Origin of the sequence: Pseudoalteromonas sp. SCSIO 43088 (assembly GCF_023650795.1) — a bacterium.
Classification (GTDB): Bacteria; Pseudomonadota; Gammaproteobacteria; order Enterobacterales; family Alteromonadaceae; genus Pseudoalteromonas; species Pseudoalteromonas shioyasakiensis.
This window is the reverse complement of record NZ_CP072675.1, coordinates 1,719,892-1,737,364: the sequence shown is the minus strand read 5'-3', so window position 1 is coordinate 1,737,364 and position 17,473 is coordinate 1,719,892. Positions and strand designations below refer to the sequence as shown.

Below are 17,473 nucleotides of genomic sequence, written 5' to 3'. Positions count from 1 at the left end.
CTGTTCAGCATCAATAAAGTTCATTTTGCTAGGGTTAGATTACTATAAACAGGTAAGGAAACCCCATGACATCAGAATACTTTCATTTTTTAAGCATTATCGGTGTAGCGTTTTTTGCTATTTCTGGCACCTTGCTGGGCCATGAAAAAAGTGTCGGTGGTTTTGGTGTGGTGGTCGTTGCCACAGTCACAGCTCTGGGTGGTGGCACACTTCGAGACATATTGCTTAACAAACCAGTATTTTGGATAGCTCAGCCTGATTATTTGTACGCAACTTATATAGCCATATTCGCGTCTATTCTATCAATTCGCCACTTACCCGATTTAAGTAACACCACCATGCTATTAATGGATGCCGTAGGGATGGCTATTTTCAACATTATTGGTATCGAAAAGGCATTGATTGGCGGCGCAGATATGGTTGTAGCCATCACAATGGGTATGACCACGGGTATTTTTGGCGGCCTGATGCGTGATGTGATCTGCCGAGAAGTGCCTTTAGTAATGGGCGAAGAACTTTATTCAACCGCTTGCTTATCTGGCGGGTTAACTTACGCGGCTATATTCACCCTTGAGGTGAGTTATATTTGGTGCATTATTGGCGCATTTGCTGTGACGGTATGTTTAAGATTAGGCGCCATACACTTTGGCTGGCAACCTAACCTGTTTCGTAAAAGCAGCTTTAAACGCTCTTAGCAAGTCATATAAATACAGCCATCGAGTGGCATGTCAGCGGGGTACTGGGTTTGTATAAAACCCAGTTTTTCATAGGCTGTTTTAGCAAGGGTATTGTGGCTATACACAAACAACGACAAACTATCGCAGTTAAATTGCTGTTTCCCCTGCTCTCCTAGTAAATTTATCAACACTTTTGCAAGACCTTTACCACGTTCACTTGGCGCGATAACTAGCCGCCCTAAATGGCAACGACCTTCACGTAAATAGTATTGACCAAACCCTAACATCTGGCCCTCGTCATTAATCAACGTGTAGGAATTCAGCGCATCTAGGTTTAAATCATTCTTAAAGCTTTGCGTATCTAATGGGTAATTAAAAAATGGCCCAGACCAAATACGCAGTTCAGCCTCTGAGTTAAACCAACCCATTAACTCGTTGAGTTGATCACTCGTTACTTTAACTAGCTTCATGTTTTAACCTATCGTATAAACCTGATGCACGAGTAACAGATTTATTCATTGCCATAAGCAATACATTTTTATCGGCCACCAGCTCAAATGTGGTTTTCGCGCGGGTGATCCCCGTGTAAACCAATTGCCTGTTAATGCCCTGATTAGCCTGTTTTATTGGTGGTAAAATCATTGCTGTATAAGCAAATTCAGAACCTTGCGACTTATGAATTGTCATGGCATACACTTTGTCGTGAGCAGGTAAACGCGCGGGTGAAAAGGCACGAATATTTTCTTGCTCATCAACAAACATGGCTTTTAACTGACCTTGCTCATCGTGCATTAAAATACCTATGTCGCCATTAAACAGTTTTAGCTGGTAATCGTTTTGGCTGATCATAATTGGCATACCCACGTAATGCCTTTGATATGGCGAGATTAAACCTTGTTGAGCCAGTGCTTTTTCAATACGCTGATTAAGGCTATTTACACCATAATCTCCCTCTCTGACTGCAGCTAACAACTGATAATGCGCAAATGCTTTATGCACACTGGCAACACTTGCCCCTTGCTGGATAAGCTGCAAATAATCGTGATATTGCAACGCCGCTTGTTGCACAAATTGCTCAATCGGTTTATTAATTACGCTGTAATTAAGTTTAAGGTCTTTAAAGCCACCTTGATTAATCGTTTGCTCAACGTAACCCAGTAAGCCACTGTTATTGGTATTTACAGCTTGAGCTAATTGACCAATGCCGCTGCTGCCATCAAAACGATAACTTTGCTGTAAAAACGCAATACAATCGTTAAGTACAAAATGACTGCTCGCCGCGGGTATTTCGCTCTGATTATTAAAACAAACGCGATTAAGCTGCGCTGCTCTTTCACTGCTGTAATCAGGCATTTTGCCAAGCTCTAACCCTTGGCATAGGTCGCTAAGAATACTGCCCGTATCAACCGAGGCTAATTGGTCTTTATCACCCAGTAAAATAAGTCTTGCATGACTCGGTAATGCCTCAATTAGTTTTGCCATAAGCGATAAATCTACCATCGATGCTTCATCAATGATAAGTACATCTAAATGCAGCGGATTACGCTTGTTATGGCGAAACTTATTGGTATGCGGAATAACCCCCAGTAAACGGTGAATCGTTTGCGCGCTGTCAGGAATAAGTGGCGCGATATTATCAGGGATCATACTGAGCTTTTGCTTTGCCCCTAAAATCGACTCAGTTAAACGCGCTGCCGCTTTACCTGTCGGTGCAACCAGCTTAATTGTTAGCGGCGCACTGGCATACAAAGATTGTAATATGGCCAATAGCTTAGTTACAGTGGTGGTTTTACCTGTACCCGGGCCGCCAGTGATCACACTAAAGCCTTTTGTTGCAGCAATCGCACAGGCTACTTTTTGCCAGTTTAATGTTTTAATAGGATCGCTTGGGTTGGTTGTATGTTCACTGCTAGGAAAATACACCTCAAGTAATGACGTTAATTCGGCTTCATCAAGTGTGAGTTCTTTCGTTGCTAAATGATGTAAACGCGAAGCCAGTGTGGTTTCGTACTCTGCCAATCGGGCAAAATAAAGTTTATTCGCAAACAATAGCAGTGGTTTGTCGTCCCCGACACACTCAGCATTCATTAGTTTATCAACGGCTTCAGCAAGGCCAAATTCCATATCAAACGGGGTTAAAACATCAGGGGCTGCAATGCTGGCATCAGCTAAACTTTGTTCTCTTATTTCAAACGGGTTTTGCCAGTTTATAGTCACGAGCTCTAAACAGCTGTGCTGACTTTGCTGCGCGGCCGCAAGCAATAAAATCAGGTAAAAAACCTCACTGTGCGCTGCTTCGTTACTCTCTATCAGTGTTTGTGAACCGGCTACTGTTTCTGTGCCAGTCAATAGCTCTGCAAGTTTCACATCAACTAAGCGAATACGTTTTGCCTCCAGCAAATAACTCAGTAAAGGCTGTGTTTTAAGTTCTGTAGCAGGCAACACTGAATCGCTTTGGGCATGTTGTTCTGGTTGCTTATTCATTGGCTCGTTTGGCTCATGGTCATCAAAGCCGAATGTCATTTGACTCATAGCATGGCTCCTTGTGCGAATAAGCTATCAAGCTCAGTTATTTGCTGTTTTGTTAGCTGATTGAAATACACCCCTTGCCCTTCGCTCATACCACGTAAGAAGGTGTAGTAAACACCGCCTAAATGCATATCGCTATCGTAATCTTGAATACGTTGTTTTAATAAACGGTGCAATGCCACGGTATATATCAAATACTGCAAATGATACTGGTGACTGGTCATGGCTTGCTCTAGTTGCTCATGTTGGTAGTCAGTCGCACTATTGCCTAAAAAGTTCGATTTATAATCAAGAATATAATACTTACCCTGCCAGCAAAATATTAAATCAATAAAGCCTTTTAGTAGGCCTTGCACCTCACTAAAATCAAGCTGACCAGGTAAGTTAAAATGTTTTACTAACACTTGGTTAAGCTTATCACTTGAGAGTGATAACAGCGGTAAGTTAAATTCCATTTCGACCAAACAGGTATCAGGTTCAAGTACTGATAAACTAAGCCCTTTATCGTTTAATGGGCAATTCAGTGCAGCAAGGATCCACTGCTCGGTCATTTCCTGCCAGCTATCGTCAATATGGTATTTTTCGAATAACGTTTTGATCACTTTATCAAGTGCGTGGTCGTCTTGCTCAGTGGCTGGACGCTTTAACGCATAAGGGTCAGTAAAGTCTAATTGCTCAAATATTTCATGCAAACAACTACCCGGCTTTGCGCCTTTAGGGAAACTGTAAGGTGTTAAAGCATTGGCATTTTGGGCTAAAAACTCATCTTTTTCGTGATCTTCATCACTGCGACCAAGCTCAATATGATCAGTATGCTTTTTCAGCGTTAAGCTACTAAAGCTGGTTGAGCGCCAATCACGCTGAATGTCTGCTTTAACAGTATTAACTTGATAGGCTTGCTCACTGTCAGCGCCAACAAATGTTAACTTTTCAAGCTCATCCGCTTCGCTAAACGCCTCATAGTGCATGTGCGCAGAGCCATCACAAAATTGTTGTAACAACGCGCGCCATTCATCGCCCGATTTAATCTCTAACCCTGCAAATAATACGTGGCCAATGCTGGTACTTTGAATTCCAGGGCGAGCACTGCGACCTTGCGAAATGTTATACATACCCACAGAACAAAAATGCACAGCACGAGTCAGTGCTACGTAAAGTAACCGTAAATCTTCAGCCAAGCGCTCTTGCTCGGCTTTTTGCATTGCGTCGTCACCTTTAGCAAGGTCATAAATAAGCTTACCGTCTTTATGATAAAGGGCTTCTTTGCTTTCGCGATAGCCACAGGCAAACGGCATGAATACTATCGGGTACTCTAAGCCTTTTGAGGCATGCATAGTAACAATTTTCACCAAATTAGCATCGCTTTCTAGGCGTACTTGCACCGCTTCGCCATCTTGTTGACTAACTTTTTGCGCAAACCAACGTAGCAATCTGTGGGTGCCCTCAAGCTCAATTTGCTTTTGCTGTAAGATTTCCCCTAAATGACGGAAATCGGTGAGCCAGCGCTCAACGTTGTAGCCTAAGCCTTGCCAACGTGCTGCAAGTTCATTATGGCTTAATAAACGCTCAAGCATCGCCATAGCGCCTTGTTTATGCCAAATATGAGCAAGCTGAGCAAAAAAGTTTAAATGCTCTTGCCATGCGCTTTCGTTTTCGTGAAGCTCATAAATACGGTTGTAGCTTAAGCAAAACAACGGCCCGGCTAGCACACCACGCAGTAACGACTCATCATACTGTCCATGCAATGCAGTTAAAAAGTTCAGTAAGTGATGACTAAGCTCTTGGTTAAAAACACTATCTCGCGATAAATACACGCTGGCAATGGCGGCTTCTGCCAGTGCTGTTTTCATCAGCTGTGCTTCGTTTCGGTCACGCACTAACACACAGATATCAGCGGCCGTGAGAGGCTTTCCTGCAATGGTTGCAGCACCTGCATTAGCTTGCTTGAGTAGCTCAGTAATTTTTTTCGTATACTGCAAAGCCAATGCCTGTTGAGCCACCCCTTTGCTGGTTGGCTTGTTGTTGGCTTCGGCGTATTCATCAACAAAAACCGAAAATTCAAACGCACTTGGCATTTCACCGTTTATTAAAAACGCTTTGTCTTGCTGTTTTCCTTTGGCATTAACCTTTTGAAATGGGATCGCATCGTTGTAAATAAAGCTATTAGCATTTTTAGCAAATAAACGGTTTACGCTATCAACAACCCCTTCACTTGAGCGGTAGTTGGTATCTAGGGTGTATTGCTTATCCTCTGAAACAGCTTGTTTTGCGCCAATATAAGTAAAAATATCTGCACCACGGAAGCCATAAATAGCCTGTTTTGGATCACCTATCATGGCAAGCGTGGTGTTTTTAATGCCATAAATGCGGCTAAAAATACCATATTGAACTGGGTCAGTATCTTGGAATTCGTCAATCATGGCAACTGGAAACAAGGCGGCAATTTTTTCACTTAACGCTTGGCCTTGCTCACTTAAAAGCGCTTGATGCAAGTTACTTAATAAGTCATCAGGGGTGATCACGCCTTGTTCTTGCTTGCGTTTAACTAATGCATTTGCGACCCATTTAGCTGCGTATTGCACTATCGCAATATTCAAGCCGTTATTGATAAGGCTACTCAGTTTAGCCATTTCATCAAAACGAGCCAGCATTTCATGACTAAGCAAGCTGCCGTTTTTCTTATAATTTGCAGGGTCGCTTAAATTCTCTGTGCTCCACACTTCAAAAGAGTATTTACTGGTACCAAATACAAAAAATAGCTCATCATTGTTTATATACTCTTCAAGCGCAGCAAGGCTGTTTTTACGGCCTGGGGTTTTTGAACCACTTAAATCAGACGCTTTTACGGCATTAATAAATTCACTCTCACGGCACGCCTTTTTAAATGTTGGTACTTTTGCCACAAAGTTGTCGCGCGCTTGCCATATTTCATCAAGGTCGTACTCAGGGGTAATTTTTGCCCCTTGTTTATTGAGTAAGCTCACCACCTGTGAGTACAGTGACGCTGGCACAGGGAAAATATCGGTAATTGCTTGGGTGCGCTCTTTTGATTGTGGGTAAACAAAAGCACGCCAGAAGTCATTAAGGGTTTCTTGAATGAGCTCACGTTCATCTAAAATAAACTCTAAGTTAAACGCCACGCCGGATTCAAAGGCATGTTGTTTCAGCATTCGCTGACAAAAGCCATGAATAGTGAATATAGCGGCTTCATCCATCGACTTTGCCGCAGCGTCTAGCAAATCAAATGCGGCGTGTTTGTCAGTTACCTCGTTAATTACTTGCTCAATCAGCTCATCATCAGGCTTTTTACCAAGCAGAGCATCTCTGGCATTGATTATACGCGCCCTTACACGGTCTTTAATTTCTTGAGTTGCGGCCTCAGTAAAGGTCACCACCAGTATTTGCTCAACACTCAGCGGCGTATTTAATTGTTCATCTTCACCGGTCGCTTTTTGTAAGCCCAACAAATACCGTAAATACAAACCTGTGATGGTGTAGGTTTTACCTGTACCGGCACTGGCTTCAATAAGGCTTTGCCCACACAGCGCCATACTCATTGGATTAAGCGTTTGCATGATCTGCCTCCTGTGCTAATTCAACAATTGGCGATAACAGCAGCTCGCTCCATTTTATAAACTCTTCTTCACAGTCTTTAAGGCTCTTTATGGTTAAACGAATATACGGGTTTTCACCTTCACCTATGCCTATGTATTGCGGTGCGAACTTATTGTTTGCTTTAACCATATCTTTGTCTGTTTTTATGTACTCGTAACCACTGACCGGGAAAAACGCCACAGGGCGAGTTAAAAGCGTTTCATAAAGCGAAAACCAATCGTTTAAATAGCTGCGGGCATCGTCTTCTGACAAGGGTGAAAAACTAATTTGCTTGTCTAAACCAAGAATAAGGGTTTCAACCGGCTGCCCCATTATTTGCGCCGCTAAATGATGCACAAAGCCGCGAATAACATCTTTTGCTTTAATACTGGCGGTGCGATAAAACACCTGTTTTTGACCATAAATATGATTTAACCAACCTTCTAAAGTGGTGTTGGCTATTTTAATATTTACTTCAACGGGTAATGCTTCATCATCTTGAATATGCGCTTTCACTTGCCCAGCAAGCGCATCAACTCGGTGCTGCATACTTTCAAACACAAGATCGCCAACATGGGCTTGAGGTAATTCACCGCGCTGCATTATTTGCGCTTTGTTAAGCGGTTGCTCTTGAATGCTAGCTTCGAGAATTTCGTCAAGGTAAAAGTAACGACGTAATGCGTCTAAACTAAATGGCTCTTCATCTTTAGCGATATCGTTAAATTGCGGTAAGCGTAAACCCAAACTTTGCTGATAAAAGCTCTCGTGCGGCTGGCAAATACTGCGAATAAACTGAGTTAACTCAACACTGCTTTCTGGCTGAACACTAAGAGCTTGCTGTGGCTCAGGGTTAACAGCTTGAGTTGGCATCCACACAGGGTTATAGCTGTGTAATTGTGTGGCTAACGGTTTGTTTGCTTTTTGCTCGTCATCAATTTTCTCTGTTAGATAATAAGCCGAGTTAAATGGCTGTAAGTGCTGATAATTAATTAGCGCCTCTGGTAGCTTTAAGTGAGTGTCTTGATCAGCAAACTCAAAGCTACGGGCTATGTATTCCAAAAGCTCGCTCACTAAGGTTGAGGGCATTCTTGGTTGGTTATCAAAGCAAGAACGGCCAATATAACTGATGTATAAATTCTCACGAGCACTTAAAATCGCTTCTAAAAACAGGTAACGGTCGTCGAGCTTACGAGAACGGTCGCCTTTTTGGCGTTTTGAGAAAGGCACTAAGTCAAAACCGATTGGCTGAACGGTACGCGGGTAATCTGCATCATTTAAACCTAGCATGCACACCACTTTAAATGGCACCGCACGCATTGGCATCAGCGTACAAAAGTTAACTTGCCCCACTAAAAAGCGCTGCCCTACACCTTTTTCTTGAATACCTTGTTTAACCAAGTAACTCACAATGCGCTGCGAAACAGCTTGTTGGTAATCGCCATTGTCATAATGCTTATTCAGTGTATCGAGCACTTTTTGCAGTACTAATAAATCCCAGCTTTGTTCGCCTTCATCACTGTATATATCGCTTAATAACTCTTTTAGAATTTCTGCCTTTTCGTTAAGCGGTGCATCGGCTTGAAGCTTAGCTTTATAACGGGCCAGTACATCAATAAATTCAATGAGTTTATTAAGTGTATTCAGTGCCATGCCTTCAACTTCATCGGCACTGTAAATCCCCGAAAACGGCAGTTGTTCATCACGTTGTGCAACACCTAATAACAAGCGGTTTAAGCCATGTTGCCAAGTGTTTAAATCTATTGCGGGTAAGCCAAAACTGTCTTTGTGGGCGGCATCTAAGCCCCATTTAACGCCAACGCGTTCAAGCCAAAAACCAATTTGTTCATATTCATGGGCTTCGAGGTTAAACTTCTCGGCAATTTGTGTGACTTGCAGTAAATCAAGAATGTCAGACACACCAAAGCGTGAGTATGGTAAATCAGCTAAACTGGCAAACGAGCTAAGTACGGGTTTTTCTTGTTCTATGGCTAAATCGGCTAACGCATAAGGAATAAAACGTCGCCCTTCGGCACCACCAAACACCGCCTCAATATACGGGCTGTATGTGCCAACATCCGGCATCATTACAATAATATCTTTTGGTGTTAGCGCTTTATTTTCATTGAATAGATTGAGCAAGTAATCATGTAGTCGTTCGACTTCACGTAGTGGCGTGTGACAATCGCTCAGCACAATACTGGTATCGTCTGCCTGAATCGGCAATTTGCCTTCGTCATTAATAAACCATTCTTTATCAGGCGTTAATGACTCCCCCTTGAAGGCTAATTGGTAAATTTCAGACTGAATTTGCGATAACAAGCTTTGATCAAACTCGTTATCGAATCCGTCAAGCCACTGCGCGTCTAATTGTAGTAACTGCTCAAAATAGTCTCGGCCTAATTTACCCCACGACGAGAGTAACGGGTTACCAATAAAAAAATACTCGTGATCAGGGTTTTTAGCGCTGTCTTCAAGCGCTTGTAACTGCGGGCGCTTGGCATATTTAGCAGCAATCTTGGCTGCTGTTTTCTCATCGAGTGTGTCGCCCCAGTAATGTTCACTGGGGTTAAAGAAAAACAAAAATACCTGCGTTTTTTTCGCAATGGCCTGAAACACTTCAAGCTGGCTGCTCGCAATTGCAGAAATACCAAATAAACTAATGCGCTCAGGTAATAGGCTTGCGTCCATTTTTTCAAGGGCTGCAAGGAGTTTGTCTTGCATATTGGCGCGGTGATATTGGCTTTGCCCAAGTTCTTTACTGTGCGCCACCAGCTTACGCCAGAGATCTGGCTGCCATGGCGCAATGCCCACATCAACATCATCAAGTTCATCGATGCCCTGCTCCCAAGTGGCAATCCAATTGGGGCGATACATTAAATATTGGTCATAAACGTCGGCAATTTTCTCGCACAAGGCAAAGGTTTTTTGCCCTTCACTGTCACCATCTAAATAGGTTTTAAGTGGTAAGTACAGCGGCTCATCAATGCAGTTTGGTAAAATCGCAAACAGCTTCCAAGCAAGGTTAGCTTTGTTATACGGTGATTCACTGGGTACATCAGGCAGCAATTGTTGGTAAAGCTGCCATATAAAACTTGAAGGCAGCGGAAAATCAACCTGAGCGGCAATCCCTAAGTGTTCACTTAAACCTATTTTTAGCCACTGCGACATACCCGGTGACTCCACAAGCACAATTTCTTTTTTAAAGGGACTCGTTAATGGATTAACTTTAATAACTTTATGAAAAAGCTCTTGCAGTGCTTCCATGCGATTTGATTGAATTATATTCAGCACTCTACACTGTCCTTGCTTGAAACTAACTAGTTGACACAGTGTAAGATATTTTAATTAGATGGGATAGAGAGAAATACCCGCAAACAAGGCTTATTCCATGTTTACGGGTATGAGCTGCGGGCATGTGTTAAATATATGCGCAGCTGGCAATATTTACTGGTATGGGCTTATCGTCGATAACGCGAACTCGGTGTGCATGATCTCATCACCCTTAATACCTTTAAGCGCAATACGAATGGTAGGATCTGCTTTTTGCCAATCGATTGTTAACTCGCCGTAGTTAACTTCATGAGTGTAATCACCCACACGGTGTTTATTAGGGCTAACATCTTTCCACTTTTCTGTAAGCCCAGAGCTGGTCATTTCATATAACGGGTAATCTAGGTTTTGTTGATATTTAGACAGCTCACCCCAGTGAGTATCACCACTGACAATAATCACACCATTTACTTTATGTTTTTTAATAAGCGCAAATAAACGCTCACGATCAGCCGGATAATTTGCCCATGACTCCCAGCCTGTAAAATCAGCCAATAACTGTAAGCTTGAGGCAATGATTTTTATCTTTTCATCTGACTTAAGCTCTTGTTCGAGCCATTGCCATTGGCTTTCGCCAAGCATAGAGGCGTTTTTATCGGTTGTTGGACTATAAGGCCCTTGTTTTGCCGGTTTACGCTCAAGTTGATAGGTCATCGCCGAGGCGTGATTCAACGGCGCGCGATTAAAACGAAGATCAGGCATGATGACCTTTACTGTTTGCTCACCTTCACCGTACGTGTACGAAGTGTAAATACCATCTTCACGAGTCCTGCGAGCAGAATCCGCTGGCTCTTGCCAAAAGTCGAGCATGATTTTTCGTGACTGCTGTTTTTTCGGGTATTCGCTGCCAGCGTCATTTTCGCCATAATCATGGTCATCCCACATGGCTATTATCGGTGTATTCGCACGTAATGTTTTAAAGCCAGGCTTTTGCCCTAAACGTTGATATTTATCGGCAAGTACCGACATATCTTCGGTATCACCATAAATGTTATCGCCAAGGAACATAAATAAATCGGCTTGCTCTTTGTTGATGGCATCAAAAATCGGAATAGCCTTGTCTTGATGACCACATGAGCCAAACAAGATTTTACTTGGCGCGGCAATCGCACTCGCACTACTCACTAGCATTAACCCACTTAAAGCGCTTCTAAAAAAGCTAAGTGCTAAACTCATTTTAAAATCTCCTTAATCGGCGCTGGCATCTTCGGGTTAACTTGCTGACTGTTGATGCCTAAAATGCTCAACACAGTTGCCGCTACTTGCGATTGTTTAAGCTCATTGCTTGGCTTAATTAAGCCTGTTGCTTTTATATCTGGGCCAATCGCTGCTAACCAAATATGCTCAGAGCCAACAATGCCGTTTGGAAAACGCTGCTTTCCTTGCTCTGAACGTGCTAAAGCACGCTTAGAACTATGATGTTGCCAATCATCAGCATGACTGCCACGGCCATGATCGGTAGTGATGATCATTGTGGTGTTGTCTTTATAGCCCGGTGTTTGTTGAATTGTTTGCCAAAGGTCACGGATAAACGCATCACTTTGTTTAGCCGATTTTAAATAGGCATCGTATTTACCGTTATGAGCAAAATCATCGGTTTCACCCAAGCTAATAACAAGCAAACGCGGCTGTTTATTTAATAAATATTGTTTGGCAAATCGGTAGGTAAAGCTGTCGAGGCGCACATTGTGCCAAGGGCTTGGGATCTCGCTTTGCATTTGGTTTAGCAGAGTCACTTCGGCTGAGTTCACTGCATCAAAGGATTCAAAGCCAGCATTAACATAAACCCCACTGCGCTCACGATTTACAATATAAGGAAACACATCCCAGCTACCAAAAAGCGCGGTTTTACCTTTAAACTCTGGCTGAGAATTTAAACTCTCTAAAATGGTTTTATTGGGGTTAGGCACTTTATCGTTGCTATCGATATTCTCATCTACTATGCCAGTTAAAATTTCACTGTAACCTGGGTATGAGAAATACCACGGGTTGCTTACCGACATCAATGAGCCTTGAGTTCTATCTCCAATCAAAACGCCCTGCTTTGCCAGTGTTTCACTAAAAAATGGCATTAACGCTTGAGTTCGCTGTGCTTGGTCATCTCGCCAAAAAAGCGCCTTTAGTTCATCTGTATCTGCAACAAAATCAGTGTTATCGATTAGGTTTTTATCTGCACCAGAGAACACTTCTTGCCAGCGAAGCCCATCAAGAGTAACGAGCACAACATTGTCTGCAGCTTTACTGTTTAAGCTTAATAGTGATGCCGCTACCACCACCGTGGCTAAAATTAATTTTTTCATATTTCACCTGCAAAAAAGCCCATCAAAGATGGGCAATTTAAAACGTTAGCTTATTACTTAAAACTGCGCTGTAAGTGTTAAAGCTGCGGTACGTGGTGCACCAATAAAGTAGGTTGAACCATTACCTGTGCCACCTGCGAGATATGATTTATCAAACAGGTTATTCACCACAAATGCAAGGTCGATTGATTTAAACACGCCTGAATCAAGGCTGGTGTTATACCCAATGTTTAAATCAACCAAAGTGTAACCATCAACCTCATTACGCGAACGGGTTTGCTCATCAGTCCATGCACCTAAACGCTCACCTGTGTATTTAGCCGATAAACCAAAGCGGAAATCACCACTGTAGTAGTCTGCCGATACCACAAATAAATCTTGTGCTGAGTCAATCACTTCATCACCCGCTTTAAAGCTGGCTGATGCATCCTCAAGTAGCTCACCATCGCTGTTGTAAGCACTTGGATCGTTCGATTGATACTCAGAGTTATTGTAGGTATACGATGTGTAAAGATTCCATTTGTCAGTCAGCATATAGCTTGCTGATAGCTCCACACCCGTTGACTCAATACCACCAACGTTGATGTAAGAACCGTTCGTGCCAATGGTGTAATCAATACCATCGGTATCACTGCCCGGAGCAATAAAGGTAATACGGTTATCAAATTCGATGCTGTAAGCGGTTGCCGTTAAACGTAAACGGTCATCACTGTAACGCACACCTAGGTCGATGTTTTCAGCTGTTTCAGGTTCAATTTCGGTCAGTGTTGATGAATCACGTTCAAGTACACCATCTTTAATTGCCGCAAAGTTTTCGCTGTAGCTGGTGAATAGCTCTGTGCTTGCAGATAGCTGATACAGCACACCACCGCTGAAAAGTACGTCTGAATCACTGTCGATTTTATCTGAGTATTCATCTTCAAAATGATTATAACGCTGAAGCTCAACAAGGTACTGTTTAGCACCTAAATTAAGCGTGAAATCACCTAAACTGATTGAGTCTTGTACGTACCACTTGAATGTATCTGTTTCGAAGGTGTTTTTATACTGTGTCCAATACGGCGTATGGTCAAAGTGATGATAAATACGGGCATCAATAACTTTATGCCAGTCACGTGACTCATCACGGTCTGTTTGTTCAAACCAAAAACCAGCTTCAATATCATGATTACCAAGAGTTACTTGGTACTCACCGGTCATACCTAAGCGGTCTTTTTTATAGTGAGTATGACGATACGACATAACCGGAATAGCATCATCTGGGTAACAGGCTGGGTTTAAGCCAGGGCCAGATGACCATGGCCACTCTAAACTTGCCGTACAACCTGCAGCAGGTGCAAGTGGGTTACCGTCGCTGTCGGTGAAGCCGTAGCTACCAGCATTTTCGCCGCCAATTGTTGTTGGGTTGCCATCGCCATCAACAGGTGACGTTAAATAAGGCGGGATCCAATCGCCACGACCCGAGTTTTTATGATAGTAAGGTGACAAGCTTAAGTTTGAAGTGGCACTTAACGCGTAATCAAACTTTACATACGCAAGAGTATTTTCACGCAGTGTACCCCAGCCCTCAGCAAACATTTGATCAAAATGCGGCACGCCAGTCCAATTCCAAGTTAAACGATCCCAATCAGGGTTTTGTTCAAACTCGCTAATGCTAATGCTGTTATAGTTAATTTCGTGAACATCATCATACGAAACACGACCCGTTACAGTTAAGTCACTAAAGTCTGATACAAACTTCGCTTCAATGTGCTGATTGTCTTTACCACCATTGCTGCCATCACCAACCCAGCGGCTGGTATCTGTTTGCGAATAGCTGATATAGGCTTGCGTGTTATCAAACACAGTGCCGGTTTCGTGCTTCACAAAGTAGCGGCTAGCGTTATGATCGCCCGTTGTATAAGCAAACGTAGTGCTTTGCTCGGTACTCGGTTGTGCACTTACAAAATTAAAAGTGCCGCCTAATGCTTCGAGTGATGCAGAGGCAATATCAGACGTACCTTGCCCTACTTCAACCGTTGCTAAGTTTTCGCTGTCTAAGTAACGGTTTGCTTTTGCACCGCCACCATAGTTAGAACCACCATTAGGAATACCATCAATTGTCATACCTAATTGCTGTTGATTACCATCAATACTAAAGCCACGCATAGTAATGGTGGTTGACCAATCGTCACCACCAAACGCATCACCTTCGTTGATGCTAATACCCGGTAGGTTATCAATCACGGCTAACACGCTTGATACTGAACTTTGTTGCTCAAGCATGGCAGGTTCAATAACGTTATTTGCATAACTGGTTGGCTTTGCAACAACGGTAATTTCTTCAATTTCGTTATTCGTGTTTGCATTTGCCGATGTTGCTAAAAGCGTTGCGACTACAAGGCTTAGCTTTGTTTTTTTAGTTACTGTGCTCATTGTTTTTCCAAGGTTACGTATTTAAAAGCGGGCACAGTATGCAGAGCGCGTATGACATTTAGGGTCAAAATTTTTGACACAATAATTAAACAATTAATGCATTTTCATGGCAGATTTAAGACTTAACTGTTTAATAAATAAGAAAGTATTAGAAAAAACGCCCAGTTAAATTAACTGAGCGCTTGTTGGTTGGACAATATTATTAGGTTTGCTTAAATCAGTTCAGCCAGCATTTCGTCGCTGTATGGTGTTAACGCTTCACCATGTTTAACTTTACTGATGTAATCTGGGTTCGCAATGAATGGGCGACCAATCGCAATTAAGTCAAATTGGTTGTTATCGATAGCTTGATTAGCTGACTCAGAGCTATAGCTACCTACCCCGACTAAGGTACCTTTGTACGCACCGCGCATATATTCAGACGCTGACTTATCACCTAAGCTTGCAAAGCGCATGCTGTCATCAAAAATACCAACATGTAAGTACGCAAGGTTACGTGTTTCAAGGGCTGGTAATAGATAATCAAATACCGCCTTATCACCGTCACTTTCAGTCATATTAAAATACGCGCCTGGCGATAAACGTAATGCAGTTTTATTTGCACCAATTGCTGCCACTACTGCATCAACGACTTCAAGAGCAAAACGCGACATGTTTTCTGGTGTTTGACCGTATTGGTCTTTACGTTGGTTTGCAGCAAAGTGTAAGAATTGATCAATTAAGTAACCATTCGCACCATGAATTTCAACCCCGTCAAAACCCGCTTCAATAGCGTTTTCCGCCGCTTTTGCGTAGTCAGCAATCAAACCTTGGATGTCTTCGATGGTTGCCGCTTTTGGAGTAACGTAAGTTAACTCACGCATTCTTGGTACCGAACCTTCAATACCAATTGCTGATGGTGCCAGTACATCACCACCAAAAAAGTGAGGATGAGCAACACGACCAACATGCCAAAGCTGAGCAAACATTTTGCCGCCTTTAGCGTGCACAGCATCGGTCACTTTCTTCCAACCTTGTATTTGTTCACTAGTAAATAAACCCGGCGTATTTGGATAACCTTGGGCATCTGGGCGGATAATCGTTGCTTCGCTAATAATTAAGCCCGCATCAGCAAGGCGTGCATAATAATCAACCATTGCTTGTGTCGGTACTTGGTTATCGTCGCTCATACAGCGCGTAAGTGGTGCCATTAGTACACGGTTTTGCAGCTCAATGCTGTCGTTTAATTTAAACGGAGAAAGTAAATCGGTTGTCATGGTTTTATCCTTATCTTGAACATACATTCAAGATAAGGGCGAAACATACACAGTTCAAGGTTTATTTTGAATAATCGTTCAAGATTACGTAAACTTCGTTTATACCAATTCGATTAATTAAGTGGTCTATTTTGAGGCAAGAAAACCTCGTTGATAACAAGGCAAAATTTTCGTTAATTAGTTGTTCTAAATCAGAAATTTTTAACGCGGGTAGCGACAGGTTTAATCCCTCAAAATGACTAAGTATTATTGCGGATTGGTATTATATACCGTGAGGAGCTTTAATGAGAACTGCTGAATTTGATACTGAATTTGTACTTCGCCAAGCCATGCATGCTTTTATGCAATATGGCTATGCGAAGACCAGTATGCAAAAATTAAAAGAAGTGACTCACCTTCACCCAGGTTCTATTTACGCGGCTTATGGCAACAAAAAAGGCTTGTTTTTAGCCGCCACCGAGCAGTATCAAAAAGATAGAAACCAACAATTTACTGCCCTTTTTAATGACCAACAATCAATTTTATCGACCCTCAAACATTACTTAACTGTGATTGTCGATGAATGTATTGAAGGTGAAGTCGCTAAAGTGTGCTTGCTTACAAAGAGTATTTCTGAGGTTGAAGGCAACGACCCACAAATTTGCACTGTACTGCGTTGTAACTTAAACGCTTATGAGCATGCCCTCGCTGAACAACTTCAAAAAGCGCTAGATAACCACGAATTTGTAAGTAGCAAGTCAGCTCAACAGTTGGCGCGCTTTTTAGTCATGGGCATATACGGTATTCGTACCTATGCGCTGACAAATCAAGACCCTAAATCTCTGCAACAACTTGCTGACGATCTATTTGCTGCATTAGTAAATTAATTTAGCTATTAACTTTACTTGTCATATTAATTTATCACCTTATGATTAAGGTGTAGCTGTGTATAACTAAAAGAGTGAGCCTGTCATGAATAATGCAACTGCTAAACGTGTTGAAACTGAATTTGATGCTGTACTCGCCTTAGGCGCTAAGAAACGACTCGCTTATATGTTTGAAACGGTTCAAGAGTTTAAACAAGTGTGGATCCTCAATGATGAACATGGCTGCGTCATGCTCTCAAACGAAGACGACGACTGCGTGCCTGTGTGGCCTAGCCGCGAATTTGCCCAAAGCTGGGCAACCGGCGAATGGCAAGATTGCACACCAAAAGCCATCCCTGTAAAAGACTGGTTAAGTCGCTGGACACCGGGCCTTGAGCAAGATGACTTACTCATTGCGGTGTTCCCAACTGATCAAGATGACGGCACCATTTTATTCCCCGATGAGTTTGACTCACAACTGAGAATGCCAAAAAGACGATTTTAAATACAAGGGAGCCAAGCGCTCC

The 17,473-nt window shown here is 42.5% G+C and carries 11 protein-coding genes; 3 read left to right on the top strand and 8 right to left on the bottom strand.

What is annotated here, in order from left to right:
* Window positions 1-65: 65 nt before the first annotated feature.
* Complete coding sequence (locus tag J8Z28_RS08075; protein WP_250660269.1) at window positions 66-695, top strand: trimeric intracellular cation channel family protein; 630 nt, start codon at window positions 66-68, stop codon at window positions 693-695.
* Here J8Z28_RS08075 and J8Z28_RS08070 read toward each other — a convergent pair.
* From J8Z28_RS08070 to J8Z28_RS08035, 8 genes are all read right to left on the bottom strand, one after another.
* Window positions 692-1,147, bottom strand: a complete 456-nt coding sequence (locus tag J8Z28_RS08070) for a GNAT family N-acetyltransferase (RefSeq protein WP_250660268.1) — start codon at window positions 1,145-1,147, stop codon at window positions 692-694. The two genes, J8Z28_RS08075 and J8Z28_RS08070, sit on opposite strands and share 4 nt — an antisense overlap.
* Window positions 1,134-3,200: an exodeoxyribonuclease V subunit alpha gene (recD, locus tag J8Z28_RS08065; RefSeq protein WP_250660382.1), complete on the bottom strand. Its 2,067-nt coding sequence runs from the start codon at window positions 3,198-3,200 to the stop codon at window positions 1,134-1,136. The genes J8Z28_RS08070 and recD overlap by 14 nt, the downstream gene beginning before the upstream one ends.
* A 5-nt stretch (window positions 3,201-3,205) precedes the next feature.
* Window positions 3,206-6,781, bottom strand: a complete 3,576-nt coding sequence (gene recB, locus J8Z28_RS08060; RefSeq protein ID WP_250660267.1) for an exodeoxyribonuclease V subunit beta — start codon at window positions 6,779-6,781, stop codon at window positions 3,206-3,208.
* Window positions 6,768-10,091, bottom strand: a complete 3,324-nt coding sequence (gene recC / locus J8Z28_RS08055) for an exodeoxyribonuclease V subunit gamma (protein WP_250660266.1) — start codon at window positions 10,089-10,091, stop codon at window positions 6,768-6,770. The genes recB and recC overlap by 14 nt, the downstream gene beginning before the upstream one ends.
* A gap of 153 nt (window positions 10,092-10,244) precedes the next feature.
* Window positions 10,245-11,306, bottom strand: a complete 1,062-nt coding sequence (locus J8Z28_RS08050) for an alkaline phosphatase D family protein (RefSeq protein ID WP_250660265.1) — start codon at window positions 11,304-11,306, stop codon at window positions 10,245-10,247.
* The gene (locus J8Z28_RS08045) at window positions 11,303-12,430 is read right to left on the bottom strand and encodes a sulfatase-like hydrolase/transferase (RefSeq protein ID WP_250660264.1); all 1,128 of its coding nucleotides are present in this window, start codon (window positions 12,428-12,430) and stop codon (window positions 11,303-11,305) included. Before J8Z28_RS08045 ends, J8Z28_RS08050 begins: the two co-directional genes overlap by 4 nt.
* Window positions 12,431-12,487: 57 nt before the next feature.
* Window positions 12,488-14,845 (bottom strand): TonB-dependent receptor domain-containing protein, encoded by a 2,358-nt coding sequence (locus J8Z28_RS08040; protein WP_250660263.1) that lies wholly within the window; start codon window positions 14,843-14,845, stop codon window positions 12,488-12,490.
* Between the two features lie 212 nt (window positions 14,846-15,057).
* On the bottom strand, window positions 15,058-16,101 hold the full coding sequence (locus J8Z28_RS08035; RefSeq protein WP_250660262.1) for an alkene reductase: 1,044 nt from the start codon (window positions 16,099-16,101) through the stop codon (window positions 15,058-15,060).
* A 284-nt stretch (window positions 16,102-16,385) separates the two neighbouring features.
* Here J8Z28_RS08035 and J8Z28_RS08030 point away from each other — a divergent pair, with 284 nt between their 5' ends.
* Together J8Z28_RS08030 and J8Z28_RS08025 are read left to right on the top strand one after the other, a co-directional pair.
* A complete protein-coding gene (locus J8Z28_RS08030; protein ID WP_250660261.1) occupies window positions 16,386-16,967 on the top strand; it encodes a TetR/AcrR family transcriptional regulator in 582 nt (193 codons plus the stop codon).
* Between the two features lie 85 nt (window positions 16,968-17,052).
* Entirely contained in the window at window positions 17,053-17,451 is a 399-nt protein-coding gene (locus J8Z28_RS08025) for a DUF2750 domain-containing protein (protein WP_054561299.1), read from the top strand.
* Window positions 17,452-17,473: the final 22 nt, after the last annotated feature.

Excerpts from the sequence above, each read along its gene's own strand:
- J8Z28_RS08075 (WP_250660269.1), top strand. The coding sequence starts at position 66 with ATGACATCAGAATACTTTCATTTTTTAAGCATTATCGGTGTAGCGTTT.
- recD (WP_250660382.1), bottom strand. The coding sequence starts at position 3,200 with ATGACATTCGGCTTTGATGACCATGAGCCAAACGAGCCAATGAATAAG.
- recB (WP_250660267.1), bottom strand. The coding sequence starts at position 6,781 with ATGCAAACGCTTAATCCAATGAGTATGGCGCTGTGTGGGCAAAGCCTT.
- J8Z28_RS08035 (WP_250660262.1), bottom strand. The coding sequence starts at position 16,101 with ATGACAACCGATTTACTTTCTCCGTTTAAATTAAACGACAGCATTGAG.
- J8Z28_RS08030 (WP_250660261.1), top strand. The coding sequence starts at position 16,386 with ATGAGAACTGCTGAATTTGATACTGAATTTGTACTTCGCCAAGCCATG.
- J8Z28_RS08040 (WP_250660263.1), bottom strand. The coding sequence starts at position 14,845 with ATGAGCACAGTAACTAAAAAAACAAAGCTAAGCCTTGTAGTCGCAACG.
- J8Z28_RS08050 (WP_250660265.1), bottom strand. The coding sequence starts at position 11,306 with ATGAGTTTAGCACTTAGCTTTTTTAGAAGCGCTTTAAGTGGGTTAATG.
- J8Z28_RS08025 (WP_054561299.1), top strand. The coding sequence starts at position 17,053 with ATGAATAATGCAACTGCTAAACGTGTTGAAACTGAATTTGATGCTGTA.
- J8Z28_RS08070 (WP_250660268.1), bottom strand. The coding sequence starts at position 1,147 with ATGAAGCTAGTTAAAGTAACGAGTGATCAACTCAACGAGTTAATGGGT.
- J8Z28_RS08045 (WP_250660264.1), bottom strand. The coding sequence starts at position 12,430 with ATGAAAAAATTAATTTTAGCCACGGTGGTGGTAGCGGCATCACTATTA.